Here is a 15,013-nt window from a genome sequence, read left to right as displayed (position 1 = left end):
GAGGGTGGACCGTGCTCCTACGGTCCTAACGGGTGACCCGGGTGTCAGGTGTTGCTTTCGGCCGGTCTGTCGCTCAGCCGTTCTTCGGGCTCAGCCGTTCTTCCTTCGGGCTCAGTCGTTCTTCGGGCCGCCGAGCTGGATACCGGCCATTCGTGTCCATTCGTAGGGACCGGTCTTCACCTTGGCGGCGAATTCACCGTCGAACTCCTCGTGGACGGTGATTCCGGCCTTCTCCACGGCCCTCTGCGCGACGGCGTAGGTGGGCGCCACCAGGTCGCCCCAGTTGCCGTCCCCGCCGACGAGGACGATCCGGGTGCCCTCGTGGCCGATGTACGCGATCTGCCCCTCGGCGCCGCCGTGCGCCTGCGCGAAGGTGCCGATCTCCTTGGCGAGTTTGGCGGCCCTGCGCTCGGCGCGAGCGGCCTGCTTGCTGTCGTCCACCTGCTGCGTGTCTGCCATGAGCAGGATGCTACCGACGGGTAGATCACCTGGCGACAGGCGGGCGACGTGGCATCGGCCACGCGGCGGGCGGCAGCCCTACCGGAGGAAGGGGTCCACCGCCACCGCGACGAAGAGCAGCGAGACGTAGGTGATCGACCAGTGGAAGAGCCGCATCTCCTTGAGCTTGCCGCCCGTGACCTCTGCCTTGGCGCGGCTCTGCAGCCCGTGCGCCTCCCACAGCCAGAAGCCGCCGGTGACCAGCGCGACCGCGGTGTAGAACCAGCCGGTGTAGCCGAGCGGCTGGAGCAGCAGCGAGACGGCGACCATCACCCAGGAGTAGAGGACGATCTGGCGGGCGACCACCTTGTTGGAGGCGATGACCGGCAGCATCGGCACGCCCACGCGCGCGTAGTCCTCCTTGACCTTCATGGACAGCGGCCAGTAGTGCGGCGGCGTCCAGAAGAACATCACGAGGAAGAGGACGACCGGCGCCCACGACATGGAGTTGGTGACCGAGGACCAGCCGATGAGGACCGGCAGACAGCCCGCGATGCCGCCCCAGACGATGTTCTGCGAGGTGCGGCGCTTCAGGATCATCGTGTAGACGACCACGTAGAAGAGCAGGGCGCCGAGCGAGAGCCAGGCGGAGAGCCAGTTGACGGCGAAGCCGAACAGCAGGGTCGAGACGATCGCGAGGGTGATGCCGAAGACGAGGCACTCGCGCGGGCTGACCATGCCGGTCACCAGGGGCCGCTGCGACGTGCGGTCCATGAGGGCGTCGATGTCGCGGTCGATGTACATGTTGAGCGCGTTGGCGCCCCCCGCGGAGAGATAGCCGCCGAGGCAGGTCACGAAGACCAGCCAGAGGTCGGGCACTCCTTGTTCGGCGAGGAACATCACCGGAACGGTGGTGATGAGCAGCAGCTCGATGATCCGCGGCTTGGTCAGCGCCACGAACGCCTTGACACGAGCCCCGAACGGCCGATGGCTCGGGCTAAGGTCCGTCCCGGAAACCCCCGCTGGACGGGATTCAACGGCCGTCACGCACACCCCTGACAGAGACATCCCAGCAGGCCGACCAGCACCTTCAGACATGAAGATCCGGTAAAGCCCGCGCGTACCACGCCACTGTAGACGTTGCCCATACCCCGCTCTTCGCGGGGGTCGGGTCGTGTTGGGCGGCCGGTCGAACGGCGTCCGCGGCGGGCCGTGTCGTCACATGAGCGGAACCGGCCGTTCATTGAGCGGACAAATGGGCGATACCGGTGGCCTTTTGAGCGGACATATGAGCGAGCCCATATTCACTTGCGGAATGTCTCCGCTTTCCTTTCGACAGGCGGATCCTCGCATGTCACTGCAGTCTGGAATGACTCGAAAAAATGAGCGTTCTAGCAGCGGTAGGCTCGACATCGGCCGGTGGGATCAACGCCGCCGGCATTCGACATGTGGAGAGGAGCCCTGACTCAGGGTGAGCACCAAGCCGACCACCACAGACCTCGAGTGGACCGAACTGGACCAGCGGGCTGTTGACACCGCCCGCGTCCTGGCCATGGATTCCGTACAGAAGGTCGGCAACGGCCATCCCGGTACGGCCATGAGCCTCGCGCCCGCCGCGTACACCCTCTTCCAGAAGGTGATGCGCCACGACCCGGCGGACGCCGACTGGACCGGCCGCGACCGGTTCGTCCTCTCTGCGGGCCACTCGTCCCTGACCCTCTACATCCAGCTCTACCTGGCCGGCTTCGGCCTGGAGCTGGACGACCTGAAGGCCTTCCGCACCTGGGGCTCGAAGACCCCGGGCCACCCGGAGTACGGCCACACGGTCGGCGTGGAGACGACCACGGGCCCGCTGGGCCAGGGCGTCGCCAACGCCGTGGGCATGGCGATGGCCGCCCGCTACGAGCGCGGCCTTTTCGACCCGGAGACGGCCGACGGCTCGTCCCCGTTCGACCACTACATCTACGCGATCGCCGGTGACGGCTGCCTCCAGGAGGGCATCTCCGGCGAGGCCTCGTCGCTGGCCGGGCACCAGAAGCTCGGCAACCTGATCCTGCTGTGGGACGACAACCACATCTCGATCGAGGGCGACACGGAGACCGCGGTCTCCGAGGACACCCTCAAGCGGTACGAGGCGTACGGCTGGCACGTCCAGCGCGTGGCGCCCAAGGAGAACGGCGACCTCGACCCCGCCGCCCTCTACGCCGCGATCCAGGCCGCCAAGGCCGAGACCGAGCGCCCCTCCTTCATCGCGATGCGCTCGATCATCGCCTGGCCCGCCCCGAACGCGCAGAACACCGAGGCCGCGCACGGCTCGGCGCTCGGCGACGAGGAAGTGGCCGCCACCAAGCGCGTCCTCGGCTTCGACCCCGAGCGGACCTTCGAGGTCTCCGACGAGGTCCTCGCGCACACCCGCAAGGCGCTCGACCGCGGCCGCGAGGCCAAGGCCGAGTGGGAGAAGGGCTTCGCCGCCTGGCGCACCGCCAACTCCGAGCGCGCCGCCGAGTTCGACCGCGTCGCCAAGGGCGAGCTGCCCGAGGGCTGGGAGGAGAAGCTCCCGGAGTTCGAGACCGGCAAGGGCGTCGCCACCCGCGCCGCGTCCGGCAAGGTCCTCCAGGCGCTCGGCGCGGTCATTCCCGAGCTGTGGGGCGGCTCCGCCGACCTCGCGGGCTCGAACAACACGACGATCGACAAGACGTCGTCGTTCCTGCCCACGGGCAACCCGCTGCCGGGCGCCGACCCGTACGGCCGCACGATCCACTACGGCATCCGCGAGCACTCCATGGCCGCAGAGATGAACGGCATCGCGCTGCACGGCAACACCCGCATCTACGGCGGCACCTTCCTGGTGTTCTCCGACTACATGCGCAACGCCGTCCGCCTGTCCGCGCTGATGCACCTGCCGGTGACGTACGTGTGGACGCATGACTCGATCGGCCTCGGCGAGGACGGCCCGACCCACCAGCCGGTCGAGCACCTGGCCTCGCTGCGCGCCATCCCGGGCCTGAACGTCGTGCGCCCGGCCGACGCCAACGAGACCGCCATCGCGTGGCGCGAGATCCTCAAGCGCTACACCAAGGAGTTCGGCAAGGGCGCCCCGCACGGCCTCGCGCTGACCCGCCAGGGCGTGCCGACGTACGAGCGCAACGAGGACGCCGCCAAGGGTGGCTATGTCCTCTTCGAGGCCGAGGGCGGCTCGCCCGAGGTCGTGCTCATCGGCACCGGCTCCGAGGTCCAGCTCGCCGTCGAGGCGCGCGAGCAGCTGCAGGCCGCGGGTGTTCCGACGCGCGTCGTCTCGATGCCGTCGGTCGAGTGGTTCGAGGAGCAGGACCAGGGGTACCGCGACAGCGTGCTGCCGCCGTCGGTGAAGGCGCGCGTGGCGGTCGAGGCGGGCGTCGGTCTGACCTGGCACCGCTTCGTGGGCGACGCGGGCCGCATCGTCTCGCTGGAGCACTTCGGTGCCTCGGCGGACGCCAAGGTGCTGTTCCGCGAGTTCGGTTTCACCGCCGACGCGGTGGCCGAGGCGGCCCGGGAATCGATCGCCGCCGCTCAGCGCTGACGCCCATATACGACCAAGTAGGAGATGTAATTCCATGACAGACGCACTCAAGCGCCTTTCAGAAGAAGGCGTCGCGATCTGGCTGGACGACCTGTCGCGCAAGCGGATCACGTCCGGCAACCTCGCCGAACTGATCGACCAGCAGCACGTCGTGGGCGTCACCACCAACCCCTCGATCTTCCAGAAGGCCATCTCGCAGGGCGACGGTTACGACCAGCAGCTCTCGGACCTCGCCGCCCGCGAGGTCACCGTCGAGGAAGCCATCCGGATGATCACGACGGCGGACGTCCGTGACGCCGCCGACATCCTGCGTCCGGTCTTCGACGCGACGGGCGGCCAGGACGGCCGCGTGTCCATCGAGGTCGACCCGCGCCTGGCGCACAACACCAAGGCCACCACGGCCGAGGCCAAGCAGCTCGCCTGGCTGGTGGACCGTCCGAACGCGCTCATCAAGATCCCGGCCACCCAGGCGGGCATCCCGGCGATCACCGAGGTCATCGGCCTCGGCATCAGCGTCAACGTCACGCTGATCTTCTCGCTGGAGCGCTACCGCATGGTCATGGACGCGTACCTCGCGGGCCTGGAGAAGGCCAAGGAGCGCGGCCTGGACCTCTCCAAGATCCACTCCGTGGCGTCCTTCTTCGTGTCCCGCGTGGACACCGAGATCGACAAGCGCCTGGACGGCATCGGCACGGACGAGGCCAAGTCCCTCAAGGGCAAGGCCGCGCTCGCCAACGCCCGGCTCGCCTACGAGGCGTACGAGGAGGTCTTCTCCTCCGACCGCTGGGCCGCGCTCGACAAGGCGCAGGCCAACAAGCAGCGTCCGCTGTGGGCCTCGACCGGCGTCAAGGACCCGGCGTACAAGGACACCCTGTACGTCGACGAGCTCGTCGCGCCCAACACGGTGAACACGATGCCCGAGGCGACCCTGGAAGCCACCGGCGACCACGGCCAGATCACGGGCAACACCATCGCGGGCACCTACGACCAGGCGCGCGCCGAGATCGCCGCCGTGGAGAAGCTCGGGATCTCGTACGACGAGGTCGTGCAGCTGCTCGAGGACGAGGGCGTCGAGAAGTTCGAGGCGTCCTGGACCGACCTGCTCAAGTCGACTGAGGCCGAGCTCAAGCGCCTCGCTCCCGCGAAGGGCTGACCCACTTTGTCAAGCAGCAATCCGCTGCGTGACGCCGCAGACCGACGGCTCCCGCGTATCGCGGGGCCGTCGGGCCTGGTCATCTTTGGCGTCACGGGCGATTTGTCCCGTAAAAAGCTGATGCCTGCCGTGTACGACCTCGCCAACCGAGGTCTGTTGCCGCCGGGCTTTTCCCTGATTGGTTTCGCCCGCCGCGACTGGGAGGACGAGGACTTCGCCCAGGTCGTCCACGACGCGGTCAAGGAGCACTCCCGCACGCCGTTCCGCGAGGAGGTCTGGCAGCAGCTCATCCAGGGCATGCGCTTCGTCCAGGGCAACTTCGACGACGACGCCGCCTTCGAGCAGCTCAAGGCCACCATCCAGGAGCTCGACAAGGCGCAGGGGACGGGCGGCAACTTCGCCTTCTACCTCTCCGTGCCCCCGAAGTTCTTCCCGCAGGTCGTCCAGCAGCTCAAGAAGCACGAGCTCGCGGACGCCCCCAAGGGGTGCTGGCGCCGCGCGGTCATCGAGAAGCCGTTCGGCCACGACCTCGCGTCGGCCCAGGAGCTGAACGCGATCGTGCACGAGGTGTTCGCCCCGGACCAGGTGTTCCGGATCGACCACTACCTCGGCAAGGAGACCGTCCAGAACATCCTGGCGCTCCGCTTCGCCAACCAGATGTTCGAGCCGATCTGGAACCGGTCGTATGTGGACCACATCCAGATCACGATGGCCGAGGACATCGGCATCGGCGGCCGCGCCGGCTACTACGACGGCATCGGCGCCGCCCGCGACGTCATCCAGAACCACCTGCTCCAGCTGATGGCGCTGACCGCGATGGAGGAGCCCGCCTCCTTCGAGGCGGACGCGCTGGTCGCCGAGAAGGCGAAGGTGCTCGGCGCCGTCCGGCTGCCGAAGGACCTCGGCAGGAACACGGTCCGCGGCCAGTACGCCGCGGGGTGGCAGGGCGGCGAGAAGGCCGTCGGCTACCTCCAGGAAGACGGCATCGACCCCAAGTCGAAGACCGACACCTACGCGGCGATCAAGCTGGAGGTGGACAACCGCCGCTGGGCGGGCGTCCCCTTCTACCTGCGCACCGGCAAGCGGCTCGGCCGACGGGTCACGGAGATCGCGGTGGTCTTCCAGCGCGCTCCCCACTCCCCCTTCGACCACACCGCCACCGAGGAGCTCGGGCAGAACGCGATCGTCATCCGCGTCCAGCCGGACGAGGGCATCACGGTCCGGTTCGGCTCGAAGGTGCCCGGCACCTCCATGGAGATCCGGGACGTGTCGATGGACTTCGCGTACGGCGAGTCCTTCACCGAGTCCAGCCCCGAGGCGTACGAGCGCCTGATCCTGGACGTCCTGCTCGGCGACGCCAACCTCTTCCCGCGCACGGAGGAGGTCGAGCTGTCCTGGAACATCCTCGACCCGATCGAGGAGTACTGGGACAAGCACGGCAAGCCCGCGCAGTACCCGGCAGGCACCTGGGGCCCGACCGAGGCGGACGAAATGCTCGCACGAGACGGACGGAGCTGGCGTCGGCCATGAAGATCGACCTTACGGACACCACGTCCAGCAAGATCAACAAGGCGCTCGTGCAGGGCCGCAGGGCGATCGGCACCCCGGCCGTCGGCATGGTCCTGACCCTCGTCATCGTCACCGACGAGGAGAACGCCTACGACTCCCTGAAGGCCGCCAACGACGCGTCCCGCGAGCACCCCTCGCGCACCCTCGTCGTCATCAAGCGGGCCGCGCGCTCGCCCCGTGACCGCACCAGCTCGCGCCTCGACGCCGAGGTGCGGGTCGGCGTGGAGGCGGGCACCGGCGAGACGGTGGTCCTGCGGCTGTACGGCGAGGTCATCGACCACGCCCAGTCGGTCGTGCTGCCGCTGCTGCTGCCCGACGCCCCCGTGGTCGTCTGGTGGCCGGTGAACGCCCCGCTGGACCCGGCCAACGACCCGCTGGGCGCCCTGGCCCAGCGGCGCGTCACGGACACGTACGCGGCCGAGCAGCCCATCGAGGAGCTGACCGCCCGCGCCGCGGCCTACCACCCCGGCGACACGGACCTGTCCTGGACGCGCATCACGCCCTGGCGCTCGATGCTCGCGGCCGCCCTGGACCAGATCGCCTGCAAGGTGAAGTCGGTGCAGGTCGACGGCGAGGAGTTCAACCCGAGCTGCGAGCTGCTCGCCATGTGGCTCGCGGACCGGCTCGACGTACCGGTGAAGCGGGCGCTCTCGCCCGGCCCCGGGCTCACCGGTGTGCGCATGGAGACCGACTGCGGCCCCATCGTGCTCGACCGGGCCGACGGCTCGCTCGCCACGCTCCACATCGAGGGCCAGCCCAACCGCGCGGTGGCGCTCAAGCGCCGCGAGACGGCCGAGCTGATCGCCGAGGAGCTGCGCCGCCTCGACCCGGACGACACCTACGCCTCCGCGCTGAAGTACGGCGTGGACCGGCTGGCGCAGACGCCCACCGAGCGGGTGACCGAGACGGCCGAGGAGGCCCGGGAGTCCGGTGACTCCGAGGCCTCTCCCGAGCCGAAGAGGGCACCGGCGAAGAAGGCCGCGGCCAAGAAGGCGGCCGCGAAGTGAGCGCGGCCCCGCAGCTCGTCGTCCACCGCGACAAGGAGCTGATGGCGCAGGCCGCGGCGGCCCGCCTCATCACGAAGATCGTCGACGCGCAGGCCGCCCGCGGCCACGCGTCGGTGGTCCTCACCGGCGGCCGCAACGGCAACGGCCTCCTGGCGGCGCTGGGCGCCTCCCCGGCGAAGGACGCGATCGACTGGTCGCGGCTCGACCTGTGGTGGGGCGACGAGCGGTTCCTGCCGGACGGCGACCCGGAGCGCAACTACACGCAGGCCAAGGAGGCGCTGCTCGACTCGGTGCCGGTCAATCCGGCCCGGGTGCATCCGATGCCCGCGTCGGACGGTCCGTACGAGGTCGACGCGGCGGCGGAGCACTACGCCGCCGAGCTGGCCGCCGCCGCGGGCCCCGAGGACCACGGCCCCGTGCCGTCCTTCGACGTCCTGATGCTCGGCGTCGGCCCGGACACGCATGTCGCGTCGCTCTTCCCGGAGCTCCCCGCGGTGCGGGAGACGGAGCGCTCGGTGGTCGGCGTGCACGGCGCGCCGAAGCCCCCGCCGACCCGTATCTCGCTGACGCTCCCGGCGATCCGGGCGGCCCGCGAGGTGTGGCTGCTCGCGGCGGGCGAGGACAAGGCGAACGCCGCGGCGATCGCCCTGTCGGGCGCCGGTGAGGTGCAGGCCCCGGCGGCCGGTGCCTACGGCCGCTCGCGCACGCTGTGGCTGCTCGACGCCGCGGCGGCCTCACAGCTCCCGCCGGAGCTGTATCCGCCGGCCGTGGCATAGCGGCCTCCGGTCGTACGCGAATGAGGGCCCCGCACCGGGTGGTGCGGGGCCCTCAGACGTGAGCGGGGACGCGGCGGTAGCTGCTGCCGTCCTGGTCGCGGACGAGGAGGCCGTCGGTGACGCAGTACCTCCGCAGCGCCGCGGTGTCGTCGTGGACGGTGCGGAACGCGTCGTTGATCTCGCCCTCGCTGTAGACGCGGTCGGCGTCGAACAGGGTGTCCGTGAGATGGACGAGGAGTTCGTGGCGTACGACGGGGCGCACGGGAATGGCCGTGAGGCGGCCGTGCGCGAAGAAGCCGGTGAGCCGGCGCGGCACGCCGGGGTGGGTGTCCAAGGGGAGCGGCGAGCGCCGGAAGACGGCCGCGTCGGCCCGCAGCGACCCGTCGGGCAGCCGCTCCACGAGCCCGCTGGCGAGCAGACGCCTCAGGTGCCTGCGGGCGTCGGGGGAGGCGGCCTCGCCCGGCGGCAGGTCGTCGAGGACGACGCGTGCGTACAGCCTGAGTCTCTCGGGGTCGGCGAGCGAGGCGAGCAGCTGGTCCATGACGGGGTTCCCTCCCGGCGGGTGACAGAGCCGAAGCAGTGTCACCCGCCGGACGGGACGCCCGCATCCGATTAACGCGTGCGGCGGTTCGGCCGCACCGGGTCAACGGCCGCGCAGATCGCGGTACTTGGCGACCAGCGCCGTCGTCGACCCGTCCAGGTCCGGCACCTCGGCGCCCTCGGTCAGCGCGGGCTCGACGCGCTTGGCGAGGACCTTGCCGAGCTCGACGCCCCACTGGTCGAAGGAGTCGATGTTCCAGACGGCGCCCTGCACGAACACCTTGTGTTCGTAGAGCGCGATGAGCTGGCCGAGGACCGACGGGGTCAGCTCCTTGGCGAGGATCGTCGTCGTCGGGTGGTTGCCCTTGAACGTCTTGTGCGGGACGAGCTCCTCCGCGACGCCCTCGGCACGGACCTCGTCGGGCGTCTTGCCGAACGCCAACGCCTGCGTCTGCGCGAAGAAGTTGGCCATCAGCAGGTCGTGCTGGGGGACCAGGCCGGGCAGCAGGTCGGCGACCGGCTCGGCGAAGCCGATGAAGTCCGCCGGGATCAACTTGGTGCCCTGGTGGATGAGTTGGTAGTAGGCGTGCTGGCCGTTGGTGCCGGGGGTGCCCCAGACGACCGGGCCCGTCTGCCAGTCGACCTCCTTGCCGTCCCGGTCGACGTACTTTCCGTTGGACTCCATGTCCAGCTGCTGAAGGTACGCGGTGAACTTGGAGAGGTAGTGCGAGTACGGCAGGACGGCATGCGACTGCGCGTCGTGGAAGTTGCCGTACCAGATGCCCAACAGGCCCATCAGCAACGGCACGTTGGACTCGGCGGGCGCGGTGCGGAAGTGCTCGTCGACGAGGTGGAAGCCGTCGAGCATCTCGCGGAAGCGGTCGGGCCCGATGGCGATCATCAGGGAGAGACCGATCGCGGAGTCGTACGAGTAGCGGCCGCCGACCCAGTCCCAGAACTCGAACATGTTGGCCGTGTCGATGCCGAACTCCGACACCTTCTCGGCGTTCGTCGACAGGGCCACGAAGTGCTTGGCGACGGCGTCCTGGCCGGCCTTGAGCTCGGTCAGCAGCCAGTCGCGCGCCGAGGTGGCGTTCGTGATCGTCTCGATGGTGGTGAACGTCTTCGAGGCGATGATGAACAGCGTCTCGGCGGCGTCCAGGTCCCGCACGGCCTCGTGCAGGTCGGCGCCGTCCACGTTCGACACGAAGCGGACCGTGAGGCCGCGGTCGGTGAAGGAGCGCAGCGCCTCGTACGCCATCGCGGGGCCGAGGTCGGAGCCGCCGATGCCGATGTTGACGACGTTCTTGATGCGCTTGCCGGTGTGCCCGGTCCACTCGCCGGAGCGGACCTTCTCCGAGAAGGCGCTCATCTTGTCGAGGACGGCGTGCACCGCCGGCACCACGTTCTCACCGTCGACCTTGATCACGGCGTCCCGCGGGGCGCGCAGCGCGGTGTGCAGGACCGCGCGGTCCTCGGTGGTGTTGATCTTCTCGCCGCGGAACATGGCGTCCCGCAGGCCGAAGACGTCGGTGGCGGCGGCGAGCTCGCGCAGCAGCGTCAGCGTCTCGGCGGTGACGAGGTGCTTGGAATAGTCGATGTGCAGGTCACCGACCTGCAGGGTGTACGCCGTGCCACGGGCCGGGTCAGCGGCGAACAGCTCACGCAGCCGCACCTCCCCCAGCCGCTCACGGTGCTCGGCGAGCGCCGTCCATTCGGGAGTCTGATCGAGCCTGGCGCGGCTTTCTGCGTTCATCTCGGACTTCAGCCTTCTCTCGTACGCGCGTACGTCCATGTGCCCCGCTGCATCCTCCAACCTAATCGATCAGAGAGCGGGATGAGATGTCCGAAACTGTCTGTCCGCACACGTGCCGGGAGAAAGAAACCGGCCGGACACCTCTCGGTGCCCGGCCGGCTCTCAAGTACTAGATCTCGCCCCGCAGTTTGGCGAGCGCTTCCGCGAGGATGGCCTCGCCGTCCGCGTCGCTGCGCCGCTCCCGCACATACGCCAGGTGCGTCTTGTACGGCTCGGTGCGCGGCGGGTCCGGCGGGTTGTCCCGGTCCTGACCTGCTGGGAAGCCGCAGCGGGGACAGTCCCACGTGTCGGGGATCTGCGCGTCGCTGGCGAAGCTCGGCTGAGTCTCGTGCCCGTTGGAGCACCAGAAGGAGATGCGCGCACGCGGCGCGGACTCACCGCGCTCGGCCTCGCCCATCGGCCCCGCCCCGACCCGACTTCCTCGGATCGCGTTGCCACTTGCCACGGTCGTAACTCCCTGCGTGATGGTGCTGCTGCGGGCGCCTCAGTTTACGTAAGGCCCAACGCGCGTCCAGTGTTGGGAGTTACACCCCTCCCCCGGACGCAAGCCCCATGATAAGCCGCGCACGCTGGGCTGCACCGGACAAGCGAGCAGCGGGCGGCGCTAGTTGTTCGCCTTCATCAGCAGGCCGAGCGCGACAATGCAGGCGAACCAGAGCAGACCGACCACGACCGTGATGCGGTCGAGGTTGCGCTCCGCGACGGAGGAGCCGCCGACGGACGACTGCATGCCGCCACCGAACATGTCGGAGAGACCGCCGCCCTTGCCCTTGTGCATCAGCACCAGCAGCATCATCAGCAGGCTGAAGACGATCAGGGCGATCGAGAACCCCATAACCACGGCTGGACCAACTTCCTCGGATCTGAAACGACGACGGGGGCCGAAGGCAGGCTTCGGCCCCCGTCAGGGTACGACGTAACGCCGCTAGCGCATACTCACTGGTCGCCGAAGCGAACGATCTTGACGAACTCGTCCGAGTCCAGCGCGGCGCCGCCGACCAGCGCGCCGTCCACGTCGGGCTGCGCCATGATGTCGGCGACGTTCTTCGCCTTGACGGAGCCGCCGTACTGGATGCGCACCTTGTCGGCGAGCTCCTGGGAGTACAGCTCGGCGAGGCGGCCGCGGATCGCGCCGCAGACCTCCTGCGCGTCCTCGGGGGTCGCGACCTCGCCGGTGCCGATCGCCCAGACCGGCTCGTAGGCGATCACGATGGTCTCGGCCTGCTCGGCCGGGACGTCCTTCAGGCCGCCGTCGAGCTGGTTCAGCGTGTACTGGACCTGCTGGCCGGCCTTGCGGATGTCCAGGCCCTCGCCGACGCAGAGGATCGGGGTCAGACCGTGCTTGAAGGCGGCCTTCACCTTGGCGTTGCAGATCTGGTCGGTCTCGTTGTGGTACTGGCGGCGCTCGGAGTGGCCCACGGCGACGTAGGTGCACTTCAGCTTGGCCAGCATCGGGCCCGAGATCTCGCCGGTGTAGGCACCGGAGTCCTGCGCCGAGATGTCCTGGGCGCCGTACTTGATCTTGAGCTTGTCGCCGTCGACGAGGGTCTGCACGGAGCGCAGGTCGGTGAAGGGCGGCAGGACGGCGACCTCGCAGGCCTCGTAGTCCTTGTCCGCCAGGGCGAAGGCGAGCTTCTGCACGTGGGCGATGGCCTCGAGGTGGTTGAGGTTCATCTTCCAGTTGCCCGCCATCAGCGGGGTGCGCGTAGTCATCAGGTGTCAGTTCTCCAGTGCCGCGAGGCCGGGGAGCGTCTTGCCCTCGAGGTATTCGAGGGAGGCGCCGCCACCGGTGGAAATGTGGCCGAATGCGTTCTCGTCGAAGCCCAGCGTCCGCACGGCCGCGGCGCTGTCGCCGCCGCCGACGACCGTGAAGGCCGGGGAGTCGAGGAGCGCCTGGGCGACCGCCTTGGTGCCCTCGGCGTAGTCGGGGTGCTCGAAGACGCCCATCGGGCCGTTCCAGAAGACGGTGGCCGCGTCGGAGAGCTTCGAGGCGTAGAGCTTACGGGTCTCGGGGCCGATGTCGAGACCCTCCTGGTCGGCCGGGATGGCGTCGGCGGCGACCGTGGTGGGGTTGGCCGGGGCCTTGGTCTTCAGGTCCGGGAACTCGGCGGAGACCAGCACGTCGACGGGGAAGACGAACTCGACGCCCTTCTCCTCGGCGCGCTTCATGTAGTCCTTCACCGCCGGGATCTGGTCCTCCTGGAGGAGGGAGATGCCGACCTCGTGGCCCTGGGCCTTGAGGAAGGTGTAGGCCATGCCGCCGCCGATGAGGATGCGGTCGGCCTTCTCCAGGAGGTGGTCGATCACGCCGAGCTTGTCGGAGACCTTGGCGCCGCCGAGGACCACGGCGTAGGGCCGCTTGACGTCGTCGGTGAGCTTCTTCAGGACGCCGACCTCGGTGGCGATGAGGTAGCCGGCGTAGTGCGGCAGGCGGGCCGGCAGGTCGAAGACGGAGGCGTGCTTGCGGTGCACGGCGCCGAAGCCGTCGCCCACGTAGACATCCGCGAGGGCCGCGAGCTGATCGGCGAACTCGCCGCGCTCGGTGTCGTCCTTGCTGGTCTCGCCCGCGTTGAAGCGGAGGTTCTCGATGACGGCGACCTGGCCGGGCTGCAGGCCGTTCACCGCGTCGTGCGCGGCCGGGCCGACGGTGTCCTGAGCGAACGCGACGGACCCGCCCAGGAGTTCACCGAGCCGCTCGGCGGCCGGCAGCAACGAGAAGGCCGGGTCCGGGGCGCCCTTGGGGCGGCCCAGGTGCGAGGCCACGACGACCTTGGCGCCCGCGTCGGCGAGAGCCTTGACGGTCGGCAGGACGGCGCGGATGCGGCCGTCGTCGGTGATGGTGCCGTCGGCGAGCGGCACATTGAGGTCGGCGCGGACGAAGACCCGCTTGCCTTCGACCCCTTCGGCGAGAAGTTCGTCGATCGTCTTCACTACTGGACTCCTTGGGAGGGCTGACGCTGACGTGCAACAGGGCCCGTCCGGCGCATCATCGCGCGGGACGAACCCTGTGCTCACATCGAGGTGCCTGCTCTGGGGTTAGAGCTGACCGCCGACGAAGGCCGTGAGGTCGACCAGACGGTTGGAGTAACCCCACTCGTTGTCGTACCAGCCGAGGATCTTCACCGACTTGCCGTCCTGGACCATCGTCATCGACGAGTCGAAGGTGCAGGAGGCCGGGTCGCTGACGATGTCGGACGACACGATCGGGTCCTCGGTGTAGAAGAGGTAGCCCTTCAGGTCGCCGTCGTCGGCGGCCTTCTTGAACGCGGCGTTGACCTCGTCCTTGGTGACCTCGCGGGAGACCTCGACGACCAGGTCGGTGGCCGAGCCGGTCGGGACCGGGACGCGCATCGCGATGCCGTCGAGCTTGCCCTTGAGCTGCGGCAGGACCAGCGCGGTGGCCTTGGCGGCACCGGTGGTGGTCGGGATGATGTTCTCGGCGGCGGCGCGGGCGCGGCGCAGGTCCGAGTGCGGGAAGTCCAGGATGCGCTGGTCGTTGGTGTACGCGTGCACCGTGGTCATCAGGCCCTTGACGATGCCGAAGTTCTCGTCGAGGACCTTGGCCATCGGCGCCACGCAGTTGGTGGTGCAGGAGGCGTTGGAGATGACGTGGTGGTTGGCCGCGTCGTACTTGTCCTGGTTGACGCCCATCACGATGGTGATGTCCTCGTCCTTGGCCGGAGCCGAGATGAGGACCTTCTTCGCGCCACCGGCGATGTGCTTCTCGGCGTCGGCCTTCTTGGTGAAGATGCCCGTGGACTCGATCACGATGTCGACGTTCAGCTTGCCCCACGGGATGTCGGCGGGGTTGCGCTCGGACAGCACCTTGATGGTGTGGCCGTCGACCGTGATGGTGTCCTCGGTGTGCGACACCTCGGCCTTGAGGCGGCCCAGGATGGTGTCGTACTTCAGCAGGTGGGCCGTGGTCGCGGTGTCACCCAGGTCGTTGACAGCCACGACTTCGATGTCCGCACCCTGCTCGAGCAGCGCGCGGAAGTAGTTGCGACCGATGCGGCCAAAGCCGTTGATGCCTACGCGGATCGTCACGAAACCGATCTCCTCGTTGGTACGCCGGTTTTAGACGCCGGCGAGTTGTATGGGATGTCCCCGACCGCCTCCGACCCTACCTCTCTGAAGCCTCTGAGGTGACATCGA

14 protein-coding genes are annotated in these 15,013 nt (G+C 69.0%); 5 read left to right on the top strand and 9 right to left on the bottom strand.

Annotation, left to right across the window (positions count from 1 at the left end):
* Positions 1-111: 111 nt before the first annotated feature.
* On the bottom strand, positions 112-459 hold the full coding sequence (locus ACZ56E_RS30720) for a hypothetical protein (protein WP_471219102.1): 348 nt from the start codon (positions 457-459) through the stop codon (positions 112-114).
* Positions 460-537: 78 nt separating this feature from the next.
* On the bottom strand, positions 538-1,491 hold the full coding sequence (locus ACZ56E_RS30715) for a heme o synthase (RefSeq protein WP_365357022.1): 954 nt from the start codon (positions 1,489-1,491) through the stop codon (positions 538-540).
* A gap of 418 nt (positions 1,492-1,909) precedes the next feature.
* Here ACZ56E_RS30715 and tkt point away from each other — a divergent pair, with 418 nt between their 5' ends.
* The 5 genes from tkt to pgl are packed head-to-tail and all read left to right on the top strand — an operon-like array spanning position 1,910 to position 8,502.
* Positions 1,910-3,997 (top strand): transketolase, encoded by a 2,088-nt coding sequence (gene tkt, locus ACZ56E_RS30710; RefSeq protein WP_471219099.1) that lies wholly within the window; start codon positions 1,910-1,912, stop codon positions 3,995-3,997.
* Between the two features lie 34 nt (positions 3,998-4,031).
* Complete coding sequence (tal, locus tag ACZ56E_RS30705; RefSeq protein WP_398307530.1) at positions 4,032-5,150, top strand: transaldolase; 1,119 nt, start codon at positions 4,032-4,034, stop codon at positions 5,148-5,150.
* Positions 5,151-5,156: 6 nt separating this feature from the next.
* A complete protein-coding gene (zwf, locus tag ACZ56E_RS30700) occupies positions 5,157-6,680 on the top strand; it encodes a glucose-6-phosphate dehydrogenase (protein ID WP_468609592.1) in 1,524 nt (507 codons plus the stop codon).
* The gene (gene opcA / locus ACZ56E_RS30695) at positions 6,677-7,726 is read left to right on the top strand and encodes a glucose-6-phosphate dehydrogenase assembly protein OpcA (protein ID WP_471219096.1); all 1,050 of its coding nucleotides are present in this window, start codon (positions 6,677-6,679) and stop codon (positions 7,724-7,726) included. Before zwf ends, opcA begins: the two co-directional genes overlap by 4 nt.
* Complete coding sequence (gene pgl, locus ACZ56E_RS30690) at positions 7,723-8,502, top strand: 6-phosphogluconolactonase (RefSeq protein ID WP_398307524.1); 780 nt, start codon at positions 7,723-7,725, stop codon at positions 8,500-8,502. The genes opcA and pgl overlap by 4 nt, the downstream gene beginning before the upstream one ends.
* A gap of 52 nt (positions 8,503-8,554) precedes the next feature.
* Here pgl and ACZ56E_RS30685 read toward each other — a convergent pair whose 3' ends face one another.
* The 7 genes from ACZ56E_RS30685 to gap all read right to left on the bottom strand — a co-directional run bounded on the left by ACZ56E_RS30685 (position 8,555) and on the right by gap (position 14,905).
* Positions 8,555-9,043: a DUF2087 domain-containing protein gene (locus ACZ56E_RS30685; RefSeq protein ID WP_471219093.1), complete on the bottom strand. Its 489-nt coding sequence runs from the start codon at positions 9,041-9,043 to the stop codon at positions 8,555-8,557.
* 102 nt (positions 9,044-9,145) lie between these two features.
* The gene (pgi, locus tag ACZ56E_RS30680; RefSeq protein ID WP_471219091.1) at positions 9,146-10,798 is read right to left on the bottom strand and encodes a glucose-6-phosphate isomerase; all 1,653 of its coding nucleotides are present in this window, start codon (positions 10,796-10,798) and stop codon (positions 9,146-9,148) included.
* A 169-nt stretch (positions 10,799-10,967) separates the two neighbouring features.
* Positions 10,968-11,303 (bottom strand): RNA polymerase-binding protein RbpA, encoded by a 336-nt coding sequence (locus ACZ56E_RS30675; RefSeq protein WP_329389108.1) that lies wholly within the window; start codon positions 11,301-11,303, stop codon positions 10,968-10,970.
* 159 nt (positions 11,304-11,462) lie between these two features.
* A complete protein-coding gene (gene secG, locus ACZ56E_RS30670) occupies positions 11,463-11,693 on the bottom strand; it encodes a preprotein translocase subunit SecG (protein WP_055702100.1) in 231 nt (76 codons plus the stop codon).
* Positions 11,694-11,794: 101 nt separating this feature from the next.
* Complete coding sequence (gene tpiA / locus ACZ56E_RS30665; protein ID WP_468609602.1) at positions 11,795-12,571, bottom strand: triose-phosphate isomerase; 777 nt, start codon at positions 12,569-12,571, stop codon at positions 11,795-11,797.
* Positions 12,572-12,577: 6 nt separating this feature from the next.
* Positions 12,578-13,789: a phosphoglycerate kinase gene (locus ACZ56E_RS30660; RefSeq protein ID WP_468609604.1), complete on the bottom strand. Its 1,212-nt coding sequence runs from the start codon at positions 13,787-13,789 to the stop codon at positions 12,578-12,580.
* Between the two features lie 105 nt (positions 13,790-13,894).
* Positions 13,895-14,905, bottom strand: a complete 1,011-nt coding sequence (gap, locus tag ACZ56E_RS30655) for a type I glyceraldehyde-3-phosphate dehydrogenase (RefSeq protein WP_471219088.1) — start codon at positions 14,903-14,905, stop codon at positions 13,895-13,897.
* Positions 14,906-15,013 lie beyond the last annotated feature (108 nt).

The organism is Streptomyces sp. NPDC039480 (assembly GCF_055597165.1).
Note: the sequence above shows the minus strand (reverse complement) of the source record. Positions and strands in the feature narration are given on the sequence as shown.